Source organism: Caballeronia sp. LZ019 (assembly GCF_031450825.1).
Lineage (GTDB): Bacteria > Pseudomonadota > Gammaproteobacteria > Burkholderiales > Burkholderiaceae > Caballeronia.
In genome coordinates this window covers 493,292-519,791 of sequence record NZ_JARTVZ010000005.1, presented here as the reverse complement: position 1 = coordinate 519,791, position 26,500 = coordinate 493,292, and the positions used below count along the sequence as shown (strand labels likewise).

The window sequence follows — 26,500 nt, the reverse complement described above, 5'->3', positions numbered from 1 at the left end:
ACTTACCTCATTCCAACTCAGCAGCAACGCATCGCGGCATTGCGAAGGTTGCTGCTGGAGAGCAAGCCCCACGAGTGTCAGTGCGCGTAGGTTCCCCCGGCGGTGTTTTCGTAGCGCAACCTACTCACCTTCTTATTCGCCTATTGCCGCTCGCCTCACTCAATGACGCTCGGTCGAGCTATACCGACAGAGGTGGCGGCGCGATAGGCGGCCTGACTTGCAAATGAGATCGCCGTGGCATGCGATGACTTTTCTTGGAAGTCCATCCCATGAACGAAAGCCGAGGGACCAAATGAGAAAGCACAATCAAGACGGAATACCGACGCACGACCTACCAAACGAGACGGTCAGCGGCGCCGACGATAGCTTCAGCCATTCCAGCAGGACAAGAAAAGAGGCGACCAACGGAGCGAAAAACCGTCCACGCGTGAGCCGCGCGTTGCTGATGCGCATTGCGCCGATCTTTCAGCATGCGTGCGATGGCCGGGCGCATGTGCGCCATTCAATCGAACTCGAACATGCACCGGGCACCAAGAACCCGACAACACAGGTTGATTGCCTCGCGATCACACCGTTTGGCGTGTTCGTCGTGAACCACTTCCTCTGGATAGGCCTAGTCAAACCGGGAACCAACGAAGATGAACTTGCCGTCGTCGATGACCGCGGCGACGTGACGATTCATACGTCGCCGCTGCGCCGTGCGAAGCCGGCCGTGCGTCATTTGCGCTTGGTGCTGTCTCAACACGAATGTCCGGTCGAGAGTATCGCCGTTCTAGGCGAGGCGGGCGGCAGCCTGCATCCGACCGTGCCGGAAGGCGTCTTAACCTTGCCAGACTTGCACTACTTCGTGCGCACGAGGTTGAACCGCTTCCGCGCAACGCACCGGCGCTATTTAGAGGTGGACAACCTCGCTTCCCATATCGACTGGCTTTGCTCTCGCGGGCGCTCGCGTCCGTGATACCGGTACCCGGAATCGCTGTTTCGTTTATAGCAGCGTGCCCGCCACGTGAAACCCGAGCCAACCCTCGAAAGTTGCCCGTGGCGCGGCGTCGGGCCAACCGAGCTCTATCGCCCTCGAACGGCAACCGCCGCTCGAGCCGCCCGCTCCGTGACATCAATATCCACCATCAAACTGGAAAGACGCCGTTTTTACGAAGCTTTCCAACGGAAACCGTCCAATGGGCGCGCTATATTGGTTGGACCCACCGCGTATCTACGCATCGACCTTAGCTAAGCGCACGGCTGACGCGCGCTTGCCATTTCTTTTATACCTGGCCTCTCCGGGAAATCGCAGTCCGGGCTCCCGCACGAGTTCATCGAGCGATCAGCCACCGTTTTCCATCGTTGTATCCGAGCGCTGGTCCCCAGTCGCGTCGTCATTCCTGTTTCCGTGCAAGACAAGCGCGCTTCCTGCCGGAAGCAAGCCGTTGTCTCGCACCAACACAGTTTTCTGTTCGACGGCCACGCCTGCGTACGTGTAGTCGCGGGACGTTGCTCGTCATCCGTTTTCAGCATCTCGCCGCCACGCTGGTTCGCTGCACTTATGCGTCGCGCACGATCCACCGCTGACCTATTTCACCACCGTAGTCTGGCCTGGCAAACCGCCGAAGGCCGCTACTTTCTTAGCCAAGGAGGCTTTATGAAACTCGCCGTACTAGAAGTCCGCTATGCAGGCGGCTTGATCCTGACCGACCGCGTTGTCGTTCAGCCGTCATTCCGCATTATGCTGCCGCCGCGCTTGAGCGCGATGCTTACCGAACTCGAAAAGACAGAGCGCCGCACGTCGATTCACGTTTCGGTAGACGGCGTCATTTATCGCGTGACAGGTGCGCCGGACGGCGAACTTGCCGTGGGGGGCAAGCTACCTTTCGGTGAGCGTCTGGTCACGACGCTGAAAAGCGTCGCAACTCCCAATCGAGCTCAACGGCGACTCAACCGGCGCTTCGCCCATATGCTGAGTGCCTTTTCTTTGATAGGCGCGTGCTACCTCGTTCAGTCAAGCAAGGACTGGGACGCAGGTCTCGTCGTTGAAATCGCGTTGCTTTGCGTCACGTCCGCTGCTCTGTTCGTCATCGGACATATGTGCTTTCCCGGTGATCACGAATCGACGTGACGATGATGCTGAAGCTTGCCTTATCGGCTCGCTCTTAGCAGTGGTTCGGCCGTTCGTCGACGCGACGTTGGTTTCAATGTCGATCGACGCTGTTTGTGCAGACCACGCCGCTTGGCGTGGTTGCCTCATTAACGACTGATAATTCCGCTCGCGCCACTTACGGGTCCAATCAATCGGGCACTGACATCTTGCTTAAATCTGCGGGCGTCATAGCCGTCGGCCCCTGCGCCGCAGTGCGCCCTTGGTTGCTCCAGCGAAGGATTCTTCTAAACGTCAATCTCTAAGGTGTTGTCCAGCCTCGGTCGTCGGCGTACTTAAACCGGGATGCTCTGCTTTGCCCGGCCTACGAGGGCAAGGATTAGAAGATCGACGCACATTGAGATGCAACGGCGAGGGTGCCTCCGGTGCCCACGTCGTTCCTTGACGAGCGGCGTCCATTTCCAACGGGGCGCTCACCACCGTCACCGCTACCACAACCGAACCGCAGCGACGCGACCCTACCGTGGAAACAGTATCGCGCGGGAAAGAAGGCGCCGGGCTAGCTCGATCGCTTCGAAAGACGCGAGCCGAGGCTTCGCCAAGCGAGCCGTCGCCCGCAATCTATGGTACCCGACTCGCGATTTCCTGACGGAATAAACGCGGATAGATTCCAGGATTGACTCGCCGGCGTAAAGGAAAAGAAGGGGCACAAGACCATCGCGTCATCGCGCGGTCTTCACTGTGTCGCACAAACGAACAAGGAGGGACAAGATGGCTGCAAGAATGTGGGTGGCTACAACAATGGATGGGCGGGAAGTCTCCGCCGAGACGATCGGTTCTCTTCAAGAGCCTCCGCCGTTGAGATGTGTGTACTGCATGGCGCCCGTCAGTTTCGTTCCGCACCACGCACGCGAGAGTCGGGGCAAAGCCTACTCGGTCAAGGCGTATTTTCGCTTGTTTCCAAAGGTGGCCCATAACGAGGACTGCGTGTTCAATGTCGAGGAGCAACTGAAAGTCATTGCGCGTCGTTCGTTTGGTCTTTTGCAGGCCATCGAACAAGGACAATATCGTTTTCGTCTGCTCGCAATCGCTGATATACGCGACATAGACACGCATCTAAAGCGTTCAAAGATATCTCGCAAGGCCGATATTGCAGGAGACGACAGTGCGTTCCTTTCAAGCGACTCCCGCTGCTTTCTGTCTGCGTACATTAACGCGGCGAAGCGAGTTATAGAACTTCGAAGTTTGTGTGCGAGCAATTCCGGTGTTAGGGACCGTCTCGAATTCGTCTTCAATGGCATGTCAGTGAATTGGGAGGATTTCTATTACGAGGAAGCGCGATTTCTCGCAGCCTATCGTTGGCTCGGTATGACTGCAACTTCTTTTCCAGTCGCGCTGGTGGGCACGGTAGCCAATATTGAGACTATCGAGAGACGTGGTCGAACGTTGTATGTTTTGCATATGAAGTCGTCTGCAGCGCACTCATATTCTCGTGACCCGATGGTAGGAGAACTCGCGCACGCGACGGTATGGACCAATCAAGCTGAATGGTTGCATTCGCTCAAGGGAAACGACACTGTGCTTGTTTTCGGCCATTGGCGCCATGCGACAGTCAATACAGTTACCACCTTTGCACGCAAGGGCGATAGCAAGTTTCGCAAATTTCTTGAACGGCAGTTGTCAATCTGGCTACACGTGAAGTCTCAGATATCCCGGGTGATTGCTAGTGGGTGATGGCGTCGCCGTTAGGCAATGCTGCTTACGTGGCGTGTGCTCTTGAATAGCGATCGTTCCGGGTGTAGCGCCGCGCGTTCCGCGCCATCGATAGGTCTGGTATGGCGCTCACGGCAGTCAGGCTCAAAGAATTTTCGCTGCGCTGGCTCACTGTGCGCTTCGGTCCTGGGATATCGCTAGAAAAGATTGAATCGGTCCTGACCGAGTAGAGAGCTGATCGGTGGCGTCCGCGCGGACGTATCCTCAGTCGCTCCTTCTTTTCGTTGGGGGCTGCCAGTCATAGCACGCGTGTGTCCAGCAGCACTCAGGCTCCGCAGGCCCTCGCGGAAGCAGAATCCAGAGTCGGAGGCGCATTGACTGGACGGATTTGCGCTGCACGCTTTTCAAGAAGAGCAAAGAGAGGGCGCCGCTGCGGCGTTAAACGCTGACGACAACGGCGCATGTCCGCGTTGTTGATTGCCTGAGTTTTTTGATGCCCCAGTGATGGAGTCATTGTGCGTGCGATTTCATCGTGAAAGGGGAAGCGAGGCGTAGGGTCACCGCACGGAGCTACTTTGTAATAGAAGCTCAGGCATCTTGCTGGTCCCGGGAGATTCGAATTTCTACCGCGAAAAGAATGACCGGGAAATGCCAGGTGTATTGCTCGCTGTGATCGACAACAAAGAATCCGAAAAAGAAATGACGTTCAAGCAGCGAGTACGTCGAGGGAATTAGTGCGTCAAACCTTGTTTCGGCGCCATCACAACAGCTGGGCCGCCTATTTAGAATCTTTCCTCCCACATCGGAGCTCCGATGCAGACGTCGTTCTTTCAACGGGATGGTGACGCAGTGAGAGTCGCGTTATGCCAATCAGAGAGAGCAGACCGTGCGCTTGCCATAGCCGCAACCTTCATACGCTGCATGCTCCCAAGCATCTGCTCCGCGGAAGATTGACTAACATTTAAAAGAGCGTCGAGACGGGCACCTTGTGGGAAATACCGAGATTCGCAGGTCTCGACAGAGACGGCGCGTCCATCCCGCCGACACTAGCCGCGTTCGATTATTTCCTACGCACGGCCCATTTCTGGGAAAATGTCGGCTGCGTCGTCCGACAGTAGGGGGCGCGTTCGGAACTCGGTCGCTAAGGATGCAGTTGAACTCCCAATACGCCAGCGCAAGCTCAGCTCAATTGATAAGCGTATCCCTCGTTGTTTACCGGCCGCATCGGCAGCTTCTTGAACGCACGCTGATTACGCTCGATAACGCGTTGCATCGTTTGTTTCCCGCCGATGTCAGCGTCTCTGCGCCACTGTATCTGATCAACAACGGAACGGACGAAGGGTTCAACCTGTCCGAGGTTGCCTGCGAAACGGCGCTTCAGACGCACGTCATCGAAGGCCATGGCAACGTCGGCTACGGCCGCGGTCACAACCTGGCCATCGAGCTCACGTCGACCCGTTACCATCTGATCCTGAACCCCGACATCGAACTGGACGGCGACGCGCTAACCCACGCGCTCGCCTTTATGGACGTTCACCCGGAAGTCGGCCTGCTATCGCCGCAGATCGTCGAAGACGACGGCAGCCGGCAATATCTCTGCCGCCGCTACCCCACGGTCTTCGACCTCTTCGTTCGGGGCTTCCTCCCGAGAAGCCTGAAGAAGCCGTTCGAACCGCGACTAGCAAGATACGAAATGCGCGACGTCATCAACGATAAAGAAATCGTCTGGGACCCGCCCATCGTCAGCGGCTGCTTCATGCTTTTCCGTACCGAAGTGCTCAAAAAGCTGAACGGTTTCGACCCGCGCTATTTCCTCTACTTCGAAGACTACGACCTGAGCCTTCGCGCTCATGAAGTCGCGCGCGTCGCCTACGTCCCCTCGGTTCGCGTCATGCATCACGGCGGCGACGCGGCAGGCAAGGGCTGGACCCACATCAAGCTCTTCATCGCATCGGCGTACAAGTTCTTCAACCGATTCGGCTGGAAATGGTTATGAGTGAGCGCATCGGCATCACGGGGGCGAGCGGTTTCGTCGGACGAGCGCTCACACGCGCCTTGCTCGATGCGGGTAAGGAACCGCTCGGCATCGTTCGCCACGGCGCGGGCCCGCATACAGTTCAAATAAAGTCACTCGATGCGCTCACCCCCGCCGTGTTCGAAGGCTGCACATCGGTGATCCACCTGGCAGCGCGCGTCCACGTAATGAACGACGCCGCCGCCGATCCGCTCGCCGCCTTCCGCGCGATCAACGTCAACGGCGCGCTCAGAACCGCCGACGCCGCCCGCCGCGCCGGCGCGACGCGCTTCGTCTTCGTGAGCAGCATCAAGGCGCTCGCGGAACTCGACGACGGCCGCCCGTTGACCGAAACCGACGAACGCCGCCCGCCCGACCCCTACGGCGTATCGAAAGCCGAAGCCGAAGTCATGCTGCAGGAATTCGGCGCAAGGACGGGGATGGAAATCGTCATCGTGCGCCCGCCGCTCGTCTACGGTCCCGAAGTCCGCGCGAACTTCCTCGCGCTGATGCGCGCGATCGCCAAAGGCATACCAATGCCCATCGGCGCAGTCACCGCACGCCGCAGCCTCGTCTACGTCGGTAACCTCGCAAACGCGCTCGTCGAATGCGCGACACATCCGCGCGCCGCGAACCAGCTCTTCCACGTCACCGATGGCGAAGATCCCGGCGTCGCCGAACTCGCGCGCAGGCTCGGGCATCATCTGAAACGCCCGGCGCGTCTGTTGCCGGTGCCCGTCGGCTTGCTGAAAGCGGCGGGGCGGCTCACCGGCAAGACGCCGCAGATCGAACGCCTGACCGGCAGCCTGCAAGTCGATTCGTCCTACATTCGCGATGTGCTAGGCTGGCGGCCTCCAAGCTCGCTGGATGCGGGCCTGGCCGCCACCGCCGGTTGGTTCCTGGCCGAGAACAAGTGGACGATCTAACGTCCCGTAACAACCGAATGGCGGCGGTAACACGCGGATGATCCGGAAACGCGCATCATCCGCTGGTCAAAAGAACATAAACGTAGGCAATGCCCGGGAAATGAGTGCGCAGTTGTCCCCTTTCGTCGTCGATTCGCCGTGGATCGCCGCTGCGTGTGTCGCGGCCGCATCCCTGGCGATCTGCGCGCTGATTCTCTTCGTCCTGTTGCGCACAGGCCTCGCCTGGCGTCTCGCCACCGACATTCCGAACGACCGTTCGCTGCACACGCGCCCGACGCCGCGCGTCGGCGGATGGGGCATCGTGCCGGTCACCGTCATCGCGATGCTGTCGCTCACGCGCTCGATGTGGCTCGCCGCGCTGCTCGCCGCCGCGCTCGCCGCCGTATCGCAAATCGATGATCGTCGTGGTCTGCCTGCGCGCGTGCGGTTCGGCGCGCACGTCGCCACCGTCGCCGTGCTGATCGTCGCCAATCCGGCGCCAGCGCCATGGATCGCGCTCGCCGCCGTCGGCTTCCTGATGGTCTGGCTGGTCAACCTCTACAACTTCATGGACGGTTCCGACGGCCTCGCGGGCGGCATGGCGCTGTTCGGCTTCGGCGGTTACGCCGTCGCGGCGCTGTCCGGTCCGGTGCCGCAGATCGATCTGGGCATCGCCAGCGCGGCCATCGCCGGGGCGGCGGCGGGCTTCCTGCTCTTCAATTTCCATCCGGCACGGATTTTCCTAGGCGATTCAGGCTCGATTCCCCTAGGATTCCTTGCAGGCGCACTCGGTTACTGGGGCTGGCTGAAAGGCACGTGGCCCGTGTGGTTCCCGGCGCTCGTGTTCGGCCCGTTCATCGCCGATGCCTCCGTCACGCTGCTGCGGCGGCTCGCGCGGGGCGAGAAGTTCTGGCAGGCGCATCGCGAGCATTACTACCAGCGCATGGTGCAGATGGGCGCGGGACACGCGCGAACGGCCATCGTCTGGTACGTGCTGATGCTCGCGGGCGTCGCGCTCGCCAACCTGGCGCTGGCCTGGCCGACCATGGTGCAATGGGCGGCGGTGGCAGGCTGGGCAATCGTCGTCGCAATCGCGGGATGGATGGTCGATGCAAGCTGGCGGCGTCACCAGGCGCTTCTATCCGAACAATCTCGAGGTGTACGCGGATGATTCGATTCAAAGCTTCGTGGCTTTCCGCAGGCGCCTTCACGTTCGACCTTCTTTCGGTCGCCGGGACGTGGCTGATTGCTTATCTGATCCGGTTCAACGGTTCGGTGCCTCCCGACTTTCAACACGGCGCACTGGTTGCGCTCATCTGGGTGCTGCCGGTCTACGGCGTCATGTTCCGCGTCTTTGGCCTCTATCGCGGCATGTGGGTATTCGCCAGCCTGCCGGACCTGATGCGCATCTCGAAGTCGGTCGTCGTGGGCGCGCTCGTCGTGATGATCGGCGCAGTGCTGCTTCAGCCGACGCCCGTCATTCCGCGCTCGGTGCTCATCGTCGAGCCGCTGTTTCTTTTCCTCGCGATGGGCGGCGCGCGTGCGCTGTATCGCGCCGGGAAGGAGTTCTATCTGTACGGCGGACTCGTCGGGCAAGGCAAGCCCGTGATCGTGCTCGGCGCGGGCACCGCCGGCGCGATGCTCGCGCGGGAGCTGGCGCGTTCGTCGGAATGGCGTCTCGTCGGCCTGCTCGACGACGATCCCTCCAAGCAAGGCCGCGAAGTGCTCGGCCACAAGGTGCTCGGCTCGTTCGGCGACCTGTCGAAAGTCGCGGAGCAGTACAAGACCGAATACGCGATCATCGCAATCCCGTCCGCTTCCGTCGATGAACAGCGCCGCGTCGCCACCCTCTGCGTGCGCGCAGGCGTCAAGGTGATGGTGCTGCCCGCGCTCAACCAGCTGACGCAAGGCGAGGGCGGTTTCCTGTCGCGCGTGCGGCAGATCGACCTGGAAGACCTGCTCGGCCGCGAGCCCGTGAAAATCGACATGCCGCACGTCGAGCAACTGCTGCACGGGCGCGTCGTGATGGTGACGGGCGCGGGCGGCTCAATCGGCTCCGAGCTTTGCCGGCAGATTCTGCGATTCTCGCCCGCGCAACTGATTGCCTACGATCTCAGCGAATACGCGATGTATCGCCTGATCGAGGAACTGCACGAGAAGTTTCCGGAGCTGTCAGTGGTGCCCGTCGTCGGCGATGCAAAAGATTCGCTGCTGCTCGACCAGACGATGGCGCGCTTCACGCCACACATCGTCTTCCATGCGGCGGCCTACAAGCACGTGCCGCTGATGGAAGAGCAGAACGCGTGGCAGGCGGTGCGCAACAACGTGCTCGGCACGCTGCGCGTCGCGCGCGCGGCGATTCGTCACGACGTGCGCCACTTCGTCCTCATTTCCACCGACAAGGCCGTCAACCCGACCAACGTCATGGGCGCGAGCAAGCGCCTCGCGGAGATGACGTGTCAGGCGTTGCAGCAATCCGCGCCGCGCACCCAGTTCGAGACCGTGCGCTTCGGCAATGTGCTCGGCAGCGCGGGCAGCGTGATTCCGAAGTTCCAGCAGCAGATTGCGAAGGGCGGTCCCGTCACGGTCACGCATCCCGAGATTACGCGGTTCTTCATGACCATTCCCGAGGCCGCGCAGCTCGTGCTGCAGGCATCGAGCATGGGGCGGGGCGGCGAAATTTTCATCCTCGATATGGGGCAGCCGGTGCGGATCGTCGATCTGGCGCGCGACCTCATCCGCCTCTATGGCTACAGCGACGAGCAGATTCGCATTGTGTTCACCGGCCTGCGTCCCGGCGAAAAGCTCTATGAAGAACTGCTCGCCGACGATGAAACCACCACGCGCACGCCGCATCCGAAGCTGCGGATCGCGCAGGCGCGGGGCGTGCCGGATGCGTTCATCGACGAGTTATTGCCCTGGCTGATGCAGCATCGCGTGTTGTCGGACGATGAAGTGCGCCGCGACCTGCGCCGCTGGGTGCCGGAGTATCAGACGGCGGCGGCGCCGGTTCTGCAGAGCGTGGCCAAGGGGCGCGAGGCGGCGCGCTGAGACGCAGCGCGCTTCAGCTTTCCTGAAAGATCGGCAGCCGCGAATACAGATCGGCGACCCAGTCGATGAACACGCGCACGCGCCGCGGCTGATGCCGGTTCGCCGCGTACAGCACCGACACCACGCGCGGATGCGTCGGATACCCGGCGAGCACGCGCCGCAATGCGCCGCTCTTGAGATACGCATCGAGCGTGTAGCTCGAACTCTGGATGAGCCCGAGTCCCGCGAGTCCGGAAGCGATGTATGAATCCGCGTCGTTGACCGCGATCTTGTGCTTGAGCGCGATGCTGCGCGTCTCGCCATCGACGACGAATTCCCAGTTGCGCACGCGTCCCGACTTGTTCATCACATAGCCGACGGCGAGATGCCGGTCGAGATCGTCGAGGGTCTGCGGCTCGCCGTATTGCTCGATATATCCCGGCGATGCACACGTGATCTGCGTATAAGCGCCGATGCGTTTCGCCACCAGCCCGACATCCCCGATCGCGCCGACTCGCACCACGCAGTCGACGGCGTCTTCCACGAGATCGACCTGCCGGTCGGTCAGCAGCAATTCGACGCCGATATCCGGATACGCCGCGAAGAATTCCGGCAGCGCGGGAATGACGGTGCTCTTCGCCATGACTTGCGGAAGGCTGACCTTGACGTTGCCCTTCGGACTCAGCTTCGAATGCGATAGCGAGGCTTCCATGTCGTCAACTTCGCCGAGCACGCGCACGCATCGGTCGAAATAGGCTTCACCGTCTTCGGTGATGCTGATGCTGCGCGTCGTGCGATTGAGCAGCCGCGCGCCGAGATGCGCTTCGAGCGCCTGCAGCGTCCGGGAGACGCTTGCGGGTGGAAGGCGCAGCGCGTCGGCGGCTTTCGAGAAACTGCCCGATTCGACGACGCGCACGAACACTTTCATTGCGAGGAAGCGGTCCATGCTGGAGTCCGGAAGTATGAGTCAGCGGTCAGGCCGACATCATACTCAGGACAGCCCGAGTCCCCGGCAAAGCGCCCACGAGTATTGCTCGATGAGCGCCTGAAACGGCGCGTGATGCCCATACGCAATCGATGAGACCGCCAGCAGCCCGACGCCCGCGACAGCCGCGCGCGGCATCTTGCGCGGCTGCTCGAACACGCGCATGAGCAACATGCCGGCGATGGCCGCGCCGAGCAGCCATCCCGCGATGACTTCGCTCGGCGTGTGCGCGTCCTGGATGATGCGGCTCGCACCGATCATCGCGGCCAGTCCGAGGCCGCCTGCCGCGCCGAGCCGATACCATGCCCCGCCGAAGCTGCCGAACAGCAGCGCGCCCGCGACGGTGTAGATGGATGCGGCGAGCATCGTATGCCCGCTGATCATGCGGAAGCTGATGGCCGAAATCTCCAGCCCGCAGCCCGCATAGAGAATCTTGGAGAGGCCGACGAGGCCCATGCCCCCGGCGAGCAGCACGGCCCAGCGCAGCGCGAGCCGCCAGTCGACGGTGCGCAGCCACAACGCGCAGACGAGTGCCAGTGGCAGCGTGAAGGCTGCATCCCCGAGGTTCGAAAAAATCCAGAGTACCTTTGTTTCCATACGTGTCCGTTGTAGGTATCGAAGGTTGGAAAATGCCTACGAGCTGTCCGCCTGCTTGCGGCGGCCCGCCATGCGATATTCCGTCGGCGAGATCGAGAGCCGCTTGCGGAAGATCTTCGCGAGGCCGTCGCCGCTGCCCGCGCCGCAACGCCGCGCGATCTTGTCGACCGGCAGGTCGGTGGCGGCGAGCAGCATGCAACTGGCGTCGAGCCGGGCGCGCAACAGGTATTCCGATGGCGTCAGGCCGATTTGCGCCTTGAAGCGCCGCAGGAAGTTGCGCTCGCTCATTGCGGCGACGCGTGCGGCATCGGTGATCGAAATCGGCCGCACGTAGTTTTCGCGGATCCAGCGCGCGGCCGCGTCGATCTTCTGGCGCACGCCGCCGCCGTCGGTGTCGTCGAGCACGGTGGCGAGCTTCTGCCACGCGCCCGGAATCGACCGCTCCGAGACCTCACGCGCGACCGCCGCGCCGTAATCGCGCTTGACCATCGACAGCGCCGCGGCGATCGGCCCTTTCGGGTCGTCGAGCGTGAGCGTCTGCTCGGCGATGCAGAGCGCATTCGACAATGCCGGCGGCATCGCCTCGGCGGCGGAGTCCCCGGCGAAATCGAGGGAGCGGTTCTGCAGCGTGAGATTCGCGGCTGCCAGAAGGTGCGCGCCTTCGCCGATTGCCTTGATGAACGGAATTTTCGGCGCGATGCGGCCGAGCTGCTTGCGCAACATGACATCGTGGCGTGCCTGCCGTGCGCCGGGGCCGCCCGCGATGAAGAGCGCATCGCATTCGTTCATCCATCGTGCTTCGAGGCTTTCGGTCCAGATACGCATCGAGCAACTGCTCGCGACGCTGCCTCCTTCGCTGGACACGAACTGCAGCGAATAGTTCGGCAATTCTGCAAACGATGTGGACGATGCGTGCGGTTGCTCACGCAGTCCGTGCGATTCATCGTCGGGCGGGCGCACCTGATTGGCGAGCGAGAAGACCTCGGAGATCGAACTGACTTCGACGAGAGAGAAGTCCTCGAAGACCAGAATGCCGATCCGCTTTGCCGTATCGGCAGACCGTGGGTCGGGCCTGGGCGAGCGCACGACTTGCAGCCGGCCCCGGCCCATACCATTGGCGTATTCCATCGACTTTCTCCTGTCAACCGGAGCGGGCGCGTTGAGCCGCTTTCGGGCCGCTCTGAGGCAGCTTCGAGGCCGCTTTGGGCGCTTGGTGCGCCTCGCTCGGGTCACATGCAAGACGGTTGCTTTCATCCCCCTTGTTCCGGTGAGGAACGTCGAAAGCGGGAAAACTAAGCTCACATGCGTCGCACTATACGCGGCAGGGAACGGGCATCGGCTTGACAGTCTGAAAATGACGAAGTGTTGGCAGATGATTTCGATATCGGGCGAATAAGCTGACGCTACTCGTGTCGTCTGATGAAATCGGCGATGGCGACAACAACAAGAGGCGGCCGCAAACGCTCGATGAAGCGTTGCGTTCGCCTTTGCACATTCAACCAACAAGGTGAGCCGATGCTAAAAGTGCGCAAGGCGGTATTTCCGGTGGCGGGACTCGGCACGCGATTCCTTCCTGCAACGAAGGCGAGCCCGAAGGAAATGTTGCCGGTGGTGGACAAGCCGCTGATTCAGTACGCGGTCGAAGAGGCGATGGCTGCGGGAATCACGGAGATGATCTTCGTGACGGGGCGCAGCAAGCGCGCGATCGAGGATCACTTCGACAAGTCGTATGAGATCGAAGCCGAGCTCGAAGCGCGCGGCAAGGAGAAGCTGCTCGAACTCGTGCGCGGCATTTTGCCGAGCCATGTGACGTGCATGTATGTGCGTCAGGCGGAAGCGCTGGGTCTCGGGCATGCGGTGTTGTGTGCCGAGAAGCTCGTCGGCGATGAGCCGTTTGCTGTCGTGCTCGCCGATGACTTGCTCGATGGCGAGCCGCCTGTGCTCGCGCAAATGGTCGATGTGTTCGATCATTATCACTCGTCGGTGATTGGCGTCGAGGAGATCGATCGCAAGGATTCGCGATCCTATGGCGTCATTGAAGGCAAGCCTTGGGACGATGGGCTTTTCAAACTCTCGCGTGTCGTCGAGAAGCCTGAGCCGGCTTTGGCGCCTTCCAATTTTGGCGTCGTCGGGCGGTATGTTCTGATGCCGCGCATTTTTGAATTCCTGCGGAATCAGAAGCCCGGGACCGGTGGCGAGATTCAGTTGACCGATGGGATCGAGGCGCTCCTCTCGCAAGAGCAAGTGCTCGCTTATCGGTATCGCGGGAAACGGTTCGATTGCGGTAGCAAGCTCGGGTATCTTAAGGCTACTGTCGAGTTCGCGCTTCGGCATCCTGAGGTTCGAACCGAGTTCGAAGAGTATCTTCGGGGGCAGTTCTTGGCTTCTGCTTCTTCTTCCTCTGCTGCTGCTGCGGTTGTCGACGCGCCTGTCGTCGATGCTCAGGACAATGCGGACCTTTCTGTCGTCGAAGAGTAGTTCCTTCTCCCTTCTGGAAGCTTGTATTCGCGTCGGTCTATTAGCTCGCCCCGGGGAGGGGCGCACTAATACCGACGCGCGAAAACCAACACCACAAAAAATCAAGAAAAATATGCCTTAGTATTCTCATGCACATCTTGTGAAGCAAGCAGATCATCAACGTGCAACCATTGATACTCACTGTGCTGATCGAACCGCCCGATGGCCACATTCCCGCTCAAGGGAAGCGCATAAGCGAGCACGACATAGTGCGTCCCGAACCCTTCGACCCCGGAGAAGTTATCGCGATAACAGTGCTCAAAAACCCCAAAAAACCGCGCAGAAGACCGCTCGACGCTAGCGACCCCCAACTCACTCCGAACAATCCGCCTGAACGCCGCATCGAGCGATTCATCCTTGGCAATCCGCCCGCCAGGCACGAACCAGGTCCCCTGTGCCGGCCGGTTCCGCCGCCGCCCCACAAGCACCCGCCGATTGCCATCGGTGACAATGAGATCGATCGACACCAGCGGCGCTAGCCGAACCACTGTCATGAAATCCGCTTCGCTCAGCATCGCCGTTGCGTTGGTCATTTTTTTCTTTTGATCGTTATGAATGTTGAATGCCGGTCCCCGTTTGAACAGACGCAGCGCAAATTCAGTGTAGCGCGCACAGGCATGCGACAGTCAGCCGCAGCACTGGTCATAAACGACTAAATCAGGCTCTATTGCCCCGCATAACCCGCAGGCTTCGTCACATTCGCACGCATCGCCGCGGCGTTATCGGACACGACATAGAGCGGCGCTTCGCTCAACACCAACGGCAAGCGTCCATCGCGGTATGGCATCGCCGATGCATTGCCCATCATGTCGAATACCGTCACCGTGCCCGACTTGCCCGGCACATCCACGACAAGACCGTAGTCGACGCCATGCGTCGCATCGAAGCCGTCGCGGCCCGGCCACGATGCATTGCGATGCGCCCACAACGCCGTCACCACCTTGCCGCCATTCAGGCGCTGAAACGCATACGCATAGACGCCGCGCGGCGTGCCGTTCAGATAACCGAGCGTCGTCGTGCCGTCGATGATGCGCGTCATCGCAGCCACCGCCATCGCAGCAGGCTTCGGGCTGATCTGCGTCTGCCCGAACCCGCCCTCCGCATTCACGAGATCGAAGAACACGCCATAGCCCACCTCCGGCGGATCGGCGCTATAGAACACGAAGCTCACGTCCGCACCTTCGCCAAGCAGAATCAGATGCGTGCGTGCGACCACCGCGCCTTGCGCATACAGCACGTTCCAGTCGGGGGTATGCGGCCCATACTTGCTGCCGATGTCATAGCTCACACCCGTCTCGGTGACGAACAGCTTCGCGCCCGGCTTAACGATGTCCGTCATCGCGCGACGCAACTCGCGCATCGCCGCGGGCATCGCTTTCGCCGATGTCGATGCGTCCGCATCGAAACGCTCCGGCGGATGCGAGGGCGACGTGCCCACGTCGTAGTAGCCATGCACACTCACGCCATCCAGATACTTGCCGATGCCGAGCGGCGCGAGACGCCTGAGCCACGTCGTATTCGATGCGAGATTCGACAGCGTCAGCCCCATCACGACCGCGTTCGGATCGCTCGCATGAATGGCCTCGTGCGTGGCCTTGTACATCGCAACGAGATTCGCATCCGAATCGCGCCACGGCAGGCCGCCTTCGTAATCGGGCTCCCACGTCACCTGATAGTAGTCGTGCGACTGCTGCGCGAACCAGCGCTTGCGCACGGTGTTCGACTCATCGCCCACGCGCTTCATGTAGTCGCGGTATGCATCGAGCGATGCCGGCGCGTAGCTGTGCGTGCGCTCCTTCGTCGGGCTCGCCCATGCGGGGATGCCATCGAGCTGAATGAGGCGCAGCAGGTCGCCCGGCTTGAAGAACGGCGCGAGATTGTCCGCCGATGCGTTGAACGTGTGCGGGCCTTTCTCTTCGGTCACGTACCAGTTGCGATTGTCGTTGACCCACGTGAGACCGAGATCCGGATAGAGCGGGCGATAGCCATCGCCGGAGCAGCACGTCTCGCCGGGCTTCAGATACGCGGCGCCCTGACCGCCGAAGCGATGCTGATCGGGATGCGAGTACGTCACGGCCGGCAGCGCCGCCGATACATCGGGCAGCACGCCGAACGTCGCGATGCCCGAAGGCCGCGTGCCGCGTCGAGGCAACATGCCCTTGTCCGATTCGAGCGATGCGCTCACCGCAAAGTACCCCGCTGCACGCGATGCACACGCGAGCGTGTACGTCCCCGGCTTCGCATCGACGGCGAAGCGGCCGCTCGCCTTCACCACGTTCCACGCGTCGCGGATCTCCCAGCTCACCGCGTCGGTCAACTTCGCCCGCGTCGTGATTGCAACGGAAAGCGGCGCATTCAGCGCGAACATGCGCGTGCCGTTGCTGCCGGGCGTGTCCGCCTCGATCGCCGGACCGCTTCCTGCGGCCCGCACGGGCGCTGCCGGCGCGTCGCAGCGCATCGGCGGCGTATCGAAGGAGGCGCGCCGCGCCGTTGCGTGCGCGGCGGTCTCGTCGGACGTGGCGCTGTCGCAGGCGGTCATCGTCAGAAGCAGGGCGATGGCCGCTGTCGCGCGGCGTGCGGTCGGGAATCGGTTCATCGTGCGAATGATCGGACTGAAGGTGCGGGCACCCACGATGACTGCAGCGCCCGACGCGAACCGTACGGGTCCGCACGCGCGCCGCGCGTTCGTCGGATGAATGCGTCGTCGAGCCGCCTCGGAACTGATCAGACATGAAACAGAAGCGCCGGTCGCCCGATTACTGACGCGCCACGCCGACCGGAAAAGTTGACCGATGCATCGCATCGTTGCGTCTTAACACTTGTTTCCGCCGGACATCATATTAATCGGGTCAATCCCGATGTATTCCCCGGACGAATCCTCGCGTCGCGCAACCGTTCGTTCGTATTAACCCTGAACTGTGCACTGCCGCAATCGGACTAGGTTTTGGCGGAAATGTCCGGCTCCCGACGCCTTTGCTCGTGGTGCCTGGCGGGGGTTTCACCCTCGTGCAGCGCAGCAAGACAATTCATAACAAAAGACCGGATTATGTCCGTGAATAAATAGTTGCAATGCATTTTAAAAATCCGTTTATGCGTATTCGATAATCTAAATCGAGAATGAGCGTCGATTAATAAATGAACGTATTCCGCATTTGATCGACGGTCGGGAATGACGCGTGTCTGTATCAAAATCTTACTGGCGATAAACCAAAAATTGCCGATTCGGCACGCGCGAACGAGCGGCAATGCCGTCTTCGATGTTTCATCGATGAATCACTTTCAAACGCTGTTCTGAAACTGCCGAAGCGTTCGATAGGCCGCAGACGTCCGCGCAGCGGGGCTTCTGGCGCTTTGAGTGGGCAATCGCACGGAAAAGGCACGGCGTCGGATTGGCGAATCGATCGACCGTTCGTATGAAGAATTAATGAATTGGCGGCGACCGCATTGAAAGACCCTCAAACTGATTCCGCACGTGGTTATCAATGTGCGGTCACCCTCATAACCGAACAGATTTTGTGGTTTAAGCGCGAAAATCGAACCCACGGAAAACATTGTCTGCTTATTATTCACACCAGCGGAGACGATTCCGCCAACCTCTCGTTCCCATCGGTCACGGCAACCCGGCGCAGTTCGGGAACGCCTTGATGCAATGCAATGGCCGAGTAACTCTTCCGCACCCTGGAAACAAAGCTGCAGAGGATGACCATGCCTTACGCCACGCTCGAACCCGCAGTGATGGGTTGGATGCCTCCCTCGACGAGACCGTCGCAGGCCGAGGTGAAACGGATTGCAATTTTGCTGTTCGACGGATTCTCGCTACTGGGTGCGGGAATCGTCGCTGAAGTCTTTCACATGGCCAATGAGCTGTCGTCGGCCAAGGCGAAAGCCGACTGCACCTACGACGTGCGCTTCCTCTCTGTCGAAGGCGGCAACGTCGCCTGCTCGTCGTCGGTGCGCGTGTGGACCGACGGTCTGGACGCGCGCCACTACGGCGGCTTCGACGCACTCTTCGTCGCGGGCGGCCGGGGCGCAGAGGAAGCTGCGAAGGACGATCGCATCGTCGAATGGGTGCGTCGCGTGAACGGCAAGACCACGGCCATCAAGTCGATCTCCGAAGGCCGCAAGGTGCTGGAGGCGGCGGGTATCGGCCACGCGTTCGATGCACAGGCGCGCTACGGCAACGCGATCATGCCGCTCGTGCGCGACGAACAATCGGGCGATGGCGGCGACCGCTACGAGTCGATGAAGGGCGCGCTGATGATCGTCAAGCGCGATCTCGGGCTCGACGTATCGCGCAGCGTGGCCGAACGTCTCATGCCCGGCTCGGCCGCGAAGCTCGTGTCGATTCTCGGCGACAGCGGCGCGGCCTCGGCGGGCGACAAGATTCGCGCGGCGGCACGGTGGCTCCAGGACAACTGCGAGCGGCCGATCTCCGTCGTCGATGCGGCGCAGGTCGCCGCGATGAGCGAGCGCAACTTCCTGCGCCGCTTCAAGATCGAGATGGGCATCACGCCATCCGATTATCTGCTGCAGGCACGCCTTGCCGTGACCTGCGCGCTGCTCACCGACTCGGAGTTGCCGGTGGACAAGATCGCGCGCAGGAGCGGCATGGGCAACGGCGACAGGCTCGCCAAGATTTTCCGCAAGCGCCTTCTGATTTCGCCGACCGAATACCGGATGCAAAGCCGGCGCGAGGCAAACGGCTGAGAGCCGGACGCGTCAGAAGGGCCAGGAGACAGCAAGGCCGAAGCACAAGGCGTCCCTCTGTGTGGGGTAGCGGACAGGGGTGGCGTAAAGCGTCGAACATTTGGCCGGACCATCTTGGTCCGGGGCCCAATCATTCTCGGGCGGCAGTGATTCAAGCAAGCCGCGAACGAACATGCAGGCAGGAGTCCTACGATGAGCAATGAGACACGCACGGAAGGCGAAGTGACGACAAGCAGCAGCGACGTGCAAACGAGCGTGGCCACGACGGCCGCACCGTGCCGCCGGCTGGTTTCCGTCATTTTGGCCGGCGGCTCGGGCACGCGCCTGTGGCCGATGTCCCGTGAGCAATTTCCGAAGCAGTTGATCGGCGTCGTCGGCCGCGACTCGCTTTTGCAGGCCACCGTCTCGCGCATGAAAGGCTTTACGGGCGACTTCAACGTGAGCGCCGAGCCGATCATCGTGTGCGGTGAAGAGCATCGCTTCACGACGGAAGAGCAGACGCGCGAAAGCGGCGTCAGCGCGAAGATCATCGTCGAGCCGGCACGCCGCGATACGGCCCCTGCGCTCACGCTGGCCGCGCTCGCCGCATGCAGGGACGGTCAGGACGCGATCATGGTCGCGATGCCGGCCGACCACTCGATCGCCGATATCCCGGCGCTGCATCGCGCAATCGCGATCGCCGCCGAACACGCCGAACGCGGCGCAATCGCCACGCTCGGCATTCCGCCGACGCGTCCCGACACCGGATTCGGCTATATCCGGCTGGGCGGCGCGCTGTCGGACGGCGCGCACCAGATCGACCGCTTCGTCGAGAAGCCCGCCGCCGAACTCGCCGCGCAATACGTCGCAGCGGGCACGTACTGGTGGAACAGCGGCATCTTCGTCGTGCGCGCAAGCGTGTGGCTGGCCGCGTTGCAGAAACTCAATCCCGAGATGTTCGCGGCGTGCCGCGCGGCGCTCGGCGAGGGCAAGGACGACGGCAAGTTCTTCCGCCCGAACGCATCGCAGTTCGGAAGCGCGCCGTCCGATTCGATCGACTACGCGGTGATGGAGCACATCGGCACGCCGAACGCGCCGTGCGAAGGCGTCGTGGTGCCGCTCGTCGCGGGCTGGTCGGACCTCGGTTCGTGGGATGCCGTCTGGGACGCGATGGACAAGGACGACTCGGGCAACGTCGCGAGCGGCCGCGTCGTGTTCGAAGGCGCGACCTCGAGCTATGCGCGCTCCGAAGGCGGACGCCTCGTCGCATGCGTCGGCACGACCAACATCATCGTCGTCGAAACGGATGACGCGGTGCTCGTCGCGGACCGTTCGCGCGTGCAGGACATCAAGGGGCTCGTCGCGCGCATCCGCGAACAGCATGCGCCGGAAGCGGACACGCATCGCAAGGTGCGCCGTCCGTGGGGCTTCTATGACTCGATCGAGCATGGCGAACGCTTCCAGGTGAAGCGCATAGTGGTGGCGCCGGGCGCGCAGCTCTCGCTGCAGATGCATCACCATCGCGCGGAACACTGGATCGTCGTGTGCGGCACGGCGCTCGTCACGCGCGGCGAAGAGCAGTTCCTTCTTTCGGAAAACGAATCGACGTTCATCCCGCTGGGCGTGCGGCATCGCCTCGAAAACCCGGGCAAGGTACCGCTCGAGATGATCGAAGTGCAGTCGGGCAGCTACCTCGGCGAAGACGACATCGTTCGTTTCGACGATACGTACGGCCGTAGCTGAGCGCCGCGCGTAACACTGGGCCTTCGCGGCGGCGCTTAGAGACATTGGCGCCGCCCGCGAGAGGGAAGATGAAAAGTTAGCTGGGCGGGATCGATTTCGTTCGGGGAAAAGACATGCGCGATTTACAAGGATTGCTCGCGCGCCTGTTCGACGTCGCCATGATCGTGGGCGGCGCGGCGTTGGCGTCGCAGATCAGGTTCGAGAACATAGCGGTGCCCGCCTATTCGGCGGTGTTCGTCGCTTTTGCGGCGGCGTTTTCGCTTGCCCTCTTTCCGGGCTTCGGCGTCTATGAATCATGGCGCGGCCGCAGGAAAGTCATGCTCGTCTGCCAGGTATCGCTTGGCTGGCTGGTCGTGCAGGGCTGCGCGCTCGCGCTGATGTTCTCGCTGCATCGGCTCGACTATGTGTCGCGCCTCTGGTTCGCATACTGGACCGCGATGTCCGGCGTGCTCATGATCGGCGGACGGCTTCTCACGCATGTCGTGCTCGCACGCATGCGCAATGCGGGCATGAACCTGCATCAGGTCGCGGTCGTCGGATGCGGCAAGCATTGCAACTCCATCGTCAGGAAGCTCGAACGTGCGAAGAACTCGGGCTTTCGTGCGAGCGCCGTGTTCAACGTCGCGCCCGAATCGGGCCGGCTCAATACGCGCGTTCCCGTGTTCGAAGATCACGATGCCTTCGTGAACTACGTACGCACGCACAACGTCCACGAAGTGTGGCTCGCGTTGCCGCTTTCCGAGGAACGCACGATTCATCGCTTCGTGAACGAGTTCCGCGAAGAGCTCGTGAACGTGCGCTTCATGCCGGACGTGCGCAGCCTGTCGCTCTTCGAAAGCAGCACGACCGACCTGCTCGGCGAAACCGCGATCAATCTTGTTGCGTCGCCGATCTCGCAGAGCGCGCTCCTGCAGAAGGAGATCTTCGACCGTGTGTTCGCGCTCGCCGCGATCATCGCCATCTCGCCGCTGCTGATCGCCATTGCAATTGCGATCAAGCTGACGTCGCGCGGTCCGGTGTTCTTCAGGCAGCGTCGCAAGGGCGCGGATGGCCGCGTGTTTCGAATCTACAAGTTCCGTTCGATGCGACTGCACACGGAACAGGCCGGAGTGGTCCGCCAGGCCACGCGCAACGATCCGCGCGTGACCCGTGTCGGGGCATTCCTGCGCCGTACCAGCCTCGATGAGCTGCCGCAGTTCTTCAACGTTCTGCTCGGCGACATGTCGGTCGTGGGCCCGCGTCCGCACGCACTGGAACATGACGATCTTTATCAGAAGGTCGTGTCGGGGTACATCCATCGTTACCGGATCAAGCCGGGCATCACCGGCTGGGCCCAGGTCAACGGCTTTCGCGGAGAGACCGATCTCATCGAAAAAATGGAAGGACGCGTCGCTCACGACTTGTACTACCTGGGTAATTGGTCGTTCGGCCTCGACATGAAAATCATCGCCGCAACGATCTTCAAGGGACTACGCCACACCAACGCTTATTGAATGCAGGGGACGACCATCATGCACAATCAACAACAACCGGGCACCACATCCATGGCCGCCAATACCAACGTGTCGGGCGTCTTCCGGCTTTCGAGCCTGGCGGCTGCTGCTTCGTTCTGCGTGATCTTCGCCGGTTGCGCGCTCGCACCGGGCATGCACATGGAAAAGCCGGCCGCGCTCGCGGAAACGTCGAACGACCAGGGCGATACCGCCACGGCCGTGAACATTCCGATCACGCCGATCGACCTGTCGCTCGTGCGCAAGCTGAAGGCCGCGCAGCCGGTCTCCACGGTCGATCCGAACGCGAGCCTCTACGGCAAGCCCACCGCGTATCTGCTCGGACCGGGCGACGTGCTGCAGATCACGGTCTGGGATCACCCGGAACTCGTGGCCGCGCTCGGCCAGCCGGCGCAGCAGACGCGTCTTGCCGATGCGGCGCCCGGCTTCGTCGTCGATGCCGACGGCAACCTGCAGTTCCCGTATGTGAACCGCGCGATCCACGTCGCGGGCAAGACGGAATCGCAGGTGCAGCGCGAGCTGTATGCGGAGCTGTCGAAGGTCTTCGTGAAGCCGCAACTGACGGTGCGCGTCGCGTCCTTCCGTTCGTCGCAGGTTTATATCGACGGCGAAGTGCGCACGCCCGGCTCGCAGCAGATCAACGACATTCCGATGACGCTCACCGAAGCCATCGGACGTGCGGGCGGTTTTGCACCGACCGCGGATCAAAGCCGTGTCACGCTGATCCGTGACGGCGTGACCTATCACATCAACATGGCGGGCATGACCGCGAAGGGCCGCAGCCCCTCGGACATCATGCTGAAGCCGGGCGATGCACTGCGCATCGATTCACGCGAAGACAACGGCGTGTACGTGATGGGTGAAGTGACGAAGCCGGCCACGGTGATCCCGATGCGCAACGGCAAGCTGACGCTCTCGGATGCGATCTCGCAGGCCGGCAGCTTCAATGCCGAAACGTCGGATCCGAAGGAGCTGTACGTGATCCGCAATGGCCAGACGGACAACCCCGAGGTCTACAAGCTCGATGCGCGTTCGCCGGTGTCCATGCTGCTCGCGAACAGCTTCGAGTTGCAGCCGAAGGACGTGGTCTATGTGGACAACAACGGCCTCGTCCGCTTCAGCCGCGTGCTGAACCTGCTGTTGCCTGCGATCAACGCGGGTCTGACGGCAGCGGTGATCACCAAGTAAGGACTTCGTTTCTGGCTTCAACCGGCGCGCGCGGGGCGCGCCGGCGTTCTGTGCGACTTTTCAAAGAAATAAGCGAGCGAGACCATGGCCATAAACTTTGATGCACGCTACTCGGACGTCTCGACCGGCGACGAGTTGCGATTATCCGACTATCTGGCGGCCGTCTTCGGCAACTGGAAACTCGTGACGGTCGTTATGCTCGCGGTGGTCGCACTCGGCGCCGCGTATGCATTCGTTGCGCCGCCGACCTACAAGGCCGACGCGCTCATTCAGACCGAAGAGACCAACGCCAACAACAACGCGAACGCGAACGTCAACGCGGTGCAAGCCGTGTCGCAGATGTTCGACGCGAAATCCACCACGGCCGCGCAGATCGAACTGCTGCGCTCGCGCCTCGTCGTCGACGATACGGTGCGCCGTCTGCACCTCGACATCAGCGCCGCGCCGCATGCGGTGCCGGTGATCGGCGGCGTGATCGGCAGCGCATTGTCCACGTTCGACGTGAAGGTGCCGGAAGGCTATCTGTCGCGCTTCGCATGGGGCAACGAGCAGATCGACGTGCCGCTCTTCGATACGCCGAAGGAGCTGTACGAGCAGAAGTTCACCGTCGTTGCCGGCGAGAACGGCTCGTATGTGCTGAACGATCCGAACGGCGTGGCGGTCCTCTCGGGCAAGGTCGGCCAGGAAGCGTCGGGCATGACGCCGCAAGGTCCGGTCAGGCTGAAGGTCGACAAGCTCGTCGGCGCACCCGGCGTTCACTTCGACGTCCAGCGTTTCTCGACGCTCACGACCATCGACAATCTGCAGCAGCGTCTGACGGTCGCTGAAACGGCCCTGCAGTCGGGCATCATCAGCGTGAGCCTCGAAGGGCGCAATCCGAAGGAGATCGCGCAGATCGTCAACAACATCGCGAACCGCTTCGTGCAGCAGGACTCGGACAAGCGATCGGCCGAAGCCGAGCACACGCTCGCCTTCCTCGATCAGCAATTGCCGATTCTGAAGAAGCAGCTCGACGAAGCAGAGCAGCGCTACAACACGTTCCGCAATCGTCAGGGCACGGTGGACCTGAGCGAGGAAAGCCGTCTGCTGCTGCAGCAGATCGTTGACAACAAGACCAAGCTCACGGACCTGCAGCAGCAGCGCGCGGAACTGTCGCAACGCTTCACGCCGCATCATCCGTCGGTGCAGGCCCTCGATGCGCAGATCGCTTCGCTCTCCGGCGCGCAGACGCGTCTCGGCAAGAACGTATCGACGCTGCCGGACACGGAGCAGACCGCACTGCGTTATCTGCGCGATGTCCGCGTGAACACCGAGCTGTACACGAACCTGCTCAATAGCGCACAGCAACTGCGTATCGCGAAGGCGGGGCAGATCGGCAACGTGCGCGTGGTGGACTATGCACAGCCGGCCGATGATCCCGTGCGTCCGAAGCGCCTCATCGTCATTCTGATTTCGGCTGGCGTGGGCCTCGCGCTCGGCATCCTGTTCGCGTTCGTTCGCAAGTCGCTGTATGGCGGCGTGGAGCGTCCGGAAGAGATCGAAAAGCAGCTCGGCGTGCGCGTATTCGCCATCGTGCCGCGCAGCGACACGCAGCTTCGCCTGCAACGCAAGGTCGGCATGCGCAGCGAAGGCATGCACGTGCTGGCCGCGCAAGCGCCCGAAGATGCAGCGGTGGAGGGCATTCGCAGCCTGCGTACGTCGCTGCAACTGCAACTCGCCGATGCGCGCAACAACGTCGTGATGATGACGGGCTCGCGTCCGGAAGCCGGCAAGTCGTTCCTGTCGGCGAACCTCGCGACGCTGGTTGCATCGACGAGAAAGCGCGTGCTTCTGATCGACGGCGACATGCGCCGCGGCGATATCCACTCGCACTTCGGCGTGCGTCATTCGCCGGGCCTGTCGGATGTCCTGATGGGCGCGGATGTGGAGAGCGCGATCCTGCATGACGTGCTGCCCGGTGTGGACCTCATCACGAAGGGCACGTTGCCGTCGCATCCGTCGGAACTGCTCGCCAGCGAGCGTCTCGGCGAAATGCTCGATCAACTGAAGCAGATGTACGACCTGGTGATCGTCGATACCCCGCCGGTCCTCGCCGTCACCGACGCGACCGTGATCGGCAAGCATGCCGGCACGAGCCTGCTCGTCGTGCGGCACGGCAAGAACCAGGTGCAGGAAATCGGCGAAACGATGAAGCGCCTGCAGCACGGCGGCGTGAACATGAAGGGCGTTCTGCTGACCGACGTGCCACAATCGAAGATGCTGATGGGCAGCACGTACGCCGGCTACTACGGCTACGAAAGCATCGCCGAATAAAACTACAAGCAAGACCAGCAATAAAAAAATAAACGCGGCGCGTGCACGCGCGCCGCTTTCAGACCGAAAAACAAGAGGTTAAGCATGGACCGCAAAGTTGCTTTGATCACGGGGATCACGGGGCAGGACGGGTCGTATCTGGCCGAACTGCTGCTCAACAAGGGTTACGAGGTGCATGGCATCAAGCGCCGCAGCTCGCTTTTCAACACCGACCGCATCGATCATCTTTATCGCGATCCGCACGATCCGGATCAGCGTCTCTTCCTGCATCACGGCGACCTGACCGATTCGACGAGCCTCGTGCGCATCATCCAGCGCGTGATGCCCGATGAAATCTACAACCTGGCCGCGCAAAGCCATGTGGCCGTGTCCTTCGAAGAACCCGAGTACACGGCGAATGCCGACGGCCTCGGCGCACTGCGCATCCTCGAAGCCATCCGCATTCTCGGCCTCGAGAAGAAGACGCGCTTCTATCAGGCATCGACTTCGGAACTGTACGGCCTCGTGCAGGAGATTCCGCAGCGCGAGACCACGCCGTTCTATCCGCGCAGCCCGTACGCAGTGGCGAAGCTCTACGCATACTGGATCACGGTGAACTATCGCGAAGCGTATGGCATGTACGCGTGCAACGGCATTCTGTTCAACCACGAATCGCCGGTGCGCGGCGAGACCTTCGTCACGCGCAAGATCACGCGCGCCATCGCGCGCATCGCAGCGGGCCTGCAGGACGATCTCTATCTCGGCAATCTCTCCGCGATGCGCGACTGGGGCCATGCGCGCGATTACGTCGAGATGCAATGGATGATGCTGCAACAGGAGCAGGCCGAGGACTTCGTCATCGCAACGGGTGTGCAGTACAGCGTGCGCGAGTTCGTGCAGCAGGCGGCGGCGGAGCTCGGCGTGCACGTGCGCTTCGAAGGCGAGGGCGTCAATGAGATCGGCATCGTCGATCGCGTGGAAGGGCGCGAGACGAAGCTGCGTCCGGGGCAGGTCATCGTGCGCGTCGACCCGCGCTACTTCCGCCCGACGGAAGTCGAAACGCTGCTCGGCGATCCGACCAAGGCGCACGAGAAGCTCGGCTGGCGTCCGGCCACCTCGTTCCAGTCGCTCGTGAAGGAGATGGTGCGCGCGGACTATCAGATCGCGCGTCGCGACGCACTCGTCACGCTCGCCGGTTTCAAGGCCCTCGAACATCACGAGTAAAGG

The 26,500-nt window shown here is 61.8% G+C and carries 19 protein-coding genes; 14 read left to right on the top strand and 5 right to left on the bottom strand.

Going from position 1 to position 26,500, the window contains the following annotated elements; translation table 11 throughout:
- Nucleotides 1-292: 292 nt before the first annotated feature.
- The 7 genes from P9255_RS15800 (at nt 293) to P9255_RS15770 (ending at nt 9,775) form a co-directional block, all read left to right on the top strand.
- Nucleotides 293-958, top strand: a complete 666-nt coding sequence (locus P9255_RS15800; protein ID WP_309790013.1) for a nuclease-related domain-containing protein — start codon at nt 293-295, stop codon at nt 956-958.
- 681 nt (nt 959-1,639) lie between these two features.
- The gene (locus P9255_RS15795) at nt 1,640-2,113 is read left to right on the top strand and encodes a hypothetical protein (protein ID WP_309790012.1); all 474 of its coding nucleotides are present in this window, start codon (nt 1,640-1,642) and stop codon (nt 2,111-2,113) included.
- Between the two features lie 750 nt (nt 2,114-2,863).
- Nucleotides 2,864-3,826, top strand: coding sequence for a hypothetical protein (locus tag P9255_RS15790; protein ID WP_309790011.1), 963 nt, complete (start codon nt 2,864-2,866; stop codon nt 3,824-3,826).
- Between the two features lie 1,126 nt (nt 3,827-4,952).
- Nucleotides 4,953-5,801 (top strand): glycosyltransferase family 2 protein, encoded by an 849-nt coding sequence (locus tag P9255_RS15785; RefSeq protein WP_309764235.1) that lies wholly within the window; start codon nt 4,953-4,955, stop codon nt 5,799-5,801.
- Complete coding sequence (locus P9255_RS15780) at nt 5,798-6,745, top strand: SDR family oxidoreductase (RefSeq protein WP_309790010.1); 948 nt, start codon at nt 5,798-5,800, stop codon at nt 6,743-6,745. The genes P9255_RS15785 and P9255_RS15780 overlap by 4 nt, the downstream gene beginning before the upstream one ends.
- Before the next feature lie 100 nt (nt 6,746-6,845).
- Nucleotides 6,846-7,895 carry an MraY family glycosyltransferase gene (locus P9255_RS15775; protein ID WP_404980357.1) on the top strand — a complete coding sequence of 350 codons (1,050 nt, stop codon included), beginning with the start codon at nt 6,846-6,848 and terminating at the stop codon, nt 7,893-7,895.
- Nucleotides 7,892-9,775, top strand: a complete 1,884-nt coding sequence (locus P9255_RS15770; RefSeq protein WP_309790009.1) for a nucleoside-diphosphate sugar epimerase/dehydratase — start codon at nt 7,892-7,894, stop codon at nt 9,773-9,775. The genes P9255_RS15775 and P9255_RS15770 overlap by 4 nt, the downstream gene beginning before the upstream one ends.
- Nucleotides 9,776-9,788: 13 nt before the next feature.
- Here P9255_RS15770 and P9255_RS15765 read toward each other — a convergent pair whose 3' ends face one another.
- The 3 genes from P9255_RS15765 to P9255_RS15755 are packed head-to-tail and all read right to left on the bottom strand — an operon-like array spanning nt 9,789 to nt 12,464.
- Nucleotides 9,789-10,700, bottom strand: a complete 912-nt coding sequence (locus tag P9255_RS15765; RefSeq protein ID WP_309790008.1) for a LysR family transcriptional regulator — start codon at nt 10,698-10,700, stop codon at nt 9,789-9,791.
- A gap of 45 nt (nt 10,701-10,745) precedes the next feature.
- Entirely contained in the window at nt 10,746-11,336 is a 591-nt protein-coding gene (locus P9255_RS15760) for a phosphatase PAP2 family protein (RefSeq protein ID WP_309764240.1), read from the bottom strand.
- Between the two features lie 36 nt (nt 11,337-11,372).
- The gene (locus P9255_RS15755; protein WP_309764241.1) at nt 11,373-12,464 is read right to left on the bottom strand and encodes a helix-turn-helix domain-containing protein; all 1,092 of its coding nucleotides are present in this window, start codon (nt 12,462-12,464) and stop codon (nt 11,373-11,375) included.
- Nucleotides 12,465-12,851: 387 nt separating this feature from the next.
- Here P9255_RS15755 and galU point away from each other — a divergent pair, with 387 nt between their 5' ends.
- Nucleotides 12,852-13,814, top strand: a complete 963-nt coding sequence (gene galU, locus P9255_RS15750; protein WP_309790007.1) for a UTP--glucose-1-phosphate uridylyltransferase GalU — start codon at nt 12,852-12,854, stop codon at nt 13,812-13,814.
- Nucleotides 13,815-13,915: 101 nt separating this feature from the next.
- On the opposite strand, the gene P9255_RS15745 is transcribed toward galU, so the two are convergent.
- Together P9255_RS15745 and P9255_RS15740 are read right to left on the bottom strand one after the other, a co-directional pair.
- A complete protein-coding gene (locus tag P9255_RS15745) occupies nt 13,916-14,368 on the bottom strand; it encodes a GDP-mannose mannosyl hydrolase (RefSeq protein WP_309790761.1) in 453 nt (150 codons plus the stop codon).
- A 149-nt stretch (nt 14,369-14,517) separates the two neighbouring features.
- Nucleotides 14,518-16,449 carry a hypothetical protein gene (locus tag P9255_RS15740; protein ID WP_309790006.1) on the bottom strand — a complete coding sequence of 644 codons (1,932 nt, stop codon included), beginning with the start codon at nt 16,447-16,449 and terminating at the stop codon, nt 14,518-14,520.
- Nucleotides 16,450-17,558: 1,109 nt separating this feature from the next.
- On the opposite strand from P9255_RS15740, the gene P9255_RS15735 reads away from it, so the two are divergent.
- The 6 genes from P9255_RS15735 (at nt 17,559) to gmd (ending at nt 26,497) form a co-directional block, all read left to right on the top strand.
- Nucleotides 17,559-18,560, top strand: a complete 1,002-nt coding sequence (locus tag P9255_RS15735) for a helix-turn-helix domain-containing protein (protein ID WP_309764245.1) — start codon at nt 17,559-17,561, stop codon at nt 18,558-18,560.
- Between the two features lie 192 nt (nt 18,561-18,752).
- On the top strand, nt 18,753-20,282 hold the full coding sequence (locus tag P9255_RS15730) for a mannose-1-phosphate guanylyltransferase/mannose-6-phosphate isomerase (RefSeq protein ID WP_309790005.1): 1,530 nt from the start codon (nt 18,753-18,755) through the stop codon (nt 20,280-20,282).
- A gap of 113 nt (nt 20,283-20,395) precedes the next feature.
- Nucleotides 20,396-21,775 carry an undecaprenyl-phosphate glucose phosphotransferase gene (locus P9255_RS15725; RefSeq protein ID WP_309764247.1) on the top strand — a complete coding sequence of 460 codons (1,380 nt, stop codon included), beginning with the start codon at nt 20,396-20,398 and terminating at the stop codon, nt 21,773-21,775.
- A gap of 51 nt (nt 21,776-21,826) precedes the next feature.
- Nucleotides 21,827-22,981, top strand: coding sequence for a polysaccharide biosynthesis/export family protein (locus tag P9255_RS15720; RefSeq protein ID WP_309765415.1), 1,155 nt, complete (start codon nt 21,827-21,829; stop codon nt 22,979-22,981).
- Between the two features lie 84 nt (nt 22,982-23,065).
- A complete protein-coding gene (locus tag P9255_RS15715; RefSeq protein WP_309790004.1) occupies nt 23,066-25,294 on the top strand; it encodes a polysaccharide biosynthesis tyrosine autokinase in 2,229 nt (742 codons plus the stop codon).
- Between the two features lie 84 nt (nt 25,295-25,378).
- Nucleotides 25,379-26,497 carry a GDP-mannose 4,6-dehydratase gene (gene gmd, locus P9255_RS15710; protein WP_309764249.1) on the top strand — a complete coding sequence of 373 codons (1,119 nt, stop codon included), beginning with the start codon at nt 25,379-25,381 and terminating at the stop codon, nt 26,495-26,497.
- The last annotated feature ends 3 nt before the right edge of the window (nt 26,498-26,500 follow it).

Excerpts from the sequence above, each read along its gene's own strand:
- P9255_RS15800 (WP_309790013.1), top strand. The coding sequence starts at position 293 with ATGAGAAAGCACAATCAAGACGGAATACCGACGCACGACCTACCAAAC.
- P9255_RS15795 (WP_309790012.1), top strand. The coding sequence starts at position 1,640 with ATGAAACTCGCCGTACTAGAAGTCCGCTATGCAGGCGGCTTGATCCTG.
- P9255_RS15790 (WP_309790011.1), top strand. The coding sequence starts at position 2,864 with ATGGCTGCAAGAATGTGGGTGGCTACAACAATGGATGGGCGGGAAGTC.
- P9255_RS15785 (WP_309764235.1), top strand. The coding sequence starts at position 4,953 with ATGCAGTTGAACTCCCAATACGCCAGCGCAAGCTCAGCTCAATTGATA.
- P9255_RS15780 (WP_309790010.1), top strand. The coding sequence starts at position 5,798 with ATGAGTGAGCGCATCGGCATCACGGGGGCGAGCGGTTTCGTCGGACGA.
- P9255_RS15775 (WP_404980357.1), top strand. The coding sequence starts at position 6,846 with ATGAGTGCGCAGTTGTCCCCTTTCGTCGTCGATTCGCCGTGGATCGCC.
- P9255_RS15770 (WP_309790009.1), top strand. The coding sequence starts at position 7,892 with ATGATTCGATTCAAAGCTTCGTGGCTTTCCGCAGGCGCCTTCACGTTC.
- P9255_RS15765 (WP_309790008.1), bottom strand. The coding sequence starts at position 10,700 with ATGGACCGCTTCCTCGCAATGAAAGTGTTCGTGCGCGTCGTCGAATCG.
- P9255_RS15760 (WP_309764240.1), bottom strand. The coding sequence starts at position 11,336 with ATGGAAACAAAGGTACTCTGGATTTTTTCGAACCTCGGGGATGCAGCC.
- P9255_RS15755 (WP_309764241.1), bottom strand. The coding sequence starts at position 12,464 with ATGGAATACGCCAATGGTATGGGCCGGGGCCGGCTGCAAGTCGTGCGC.
- galU (WP_309790007.1), top strand. The coding sequence starts at position 12,852 with ATGCTAAAAGTGCGCAAGGCGGTATTTCCGGTGGCGGGACTCGGCACG.
- P9255_RS15745 (WP_309790761.1), bottom strand. The coding sequence starts at position 14,368 with ATGCTGAGCGAAGCGGATTTCATGACAGTGGTTCGGCTAGCGCCGCTG.
- P9255_RS15740 (WP_309790006.1), bottom strand. The coding sequence starts at position 16,449 with ATGAACCGATTCCCGACCGCACGCCGCGCGACAGCGGCCATCGCCCTG.
- P9255_RS15735 (WP_309764245.1), top strand. The coding sequence starts at position 17,559 with ATGCCTTACGCCACGCTCGAACCCGCAGTGATGGGTTGGATGCCTCCC.
- P9255_RS15730 (WP_309790005.1), top strand. The coding sequence starts at position 18,753 with ATGAGCAATGAGACACGCACGGAAGGCGAAGTGACGACAAGCAGCAGC.
- P9255_RS15725 (WP_309764247.1), top strand. The coding sequence starts at position 20,396 with ATGCGCGATTTACAAGGATTGCTCGCGCGCCTGTTCGACGTCGCCATG.
- P9255_RS15720 (WP_309765415.1), top strand. The coding sequence starts at position 21,827 with ATGGCCGCCAATACCAACGTGTCGGGCGTCTTCCGGCTTTCGAGCCTG.
- P9255_RS15715 (WP_309790004.1), top strand. The coding sequence starts at position 23,066 with ATGGCCATAAACTTTGATGCACGCTACTCGGACGTCTCGACCGGCGAC.
- gmd (WP_309764249.1), top strand. The coding sequence starts at position 25,379 with ATGGACCGCAAAGTTGCTTTGATCACGGGGATCACGGGGCAGGACGGG.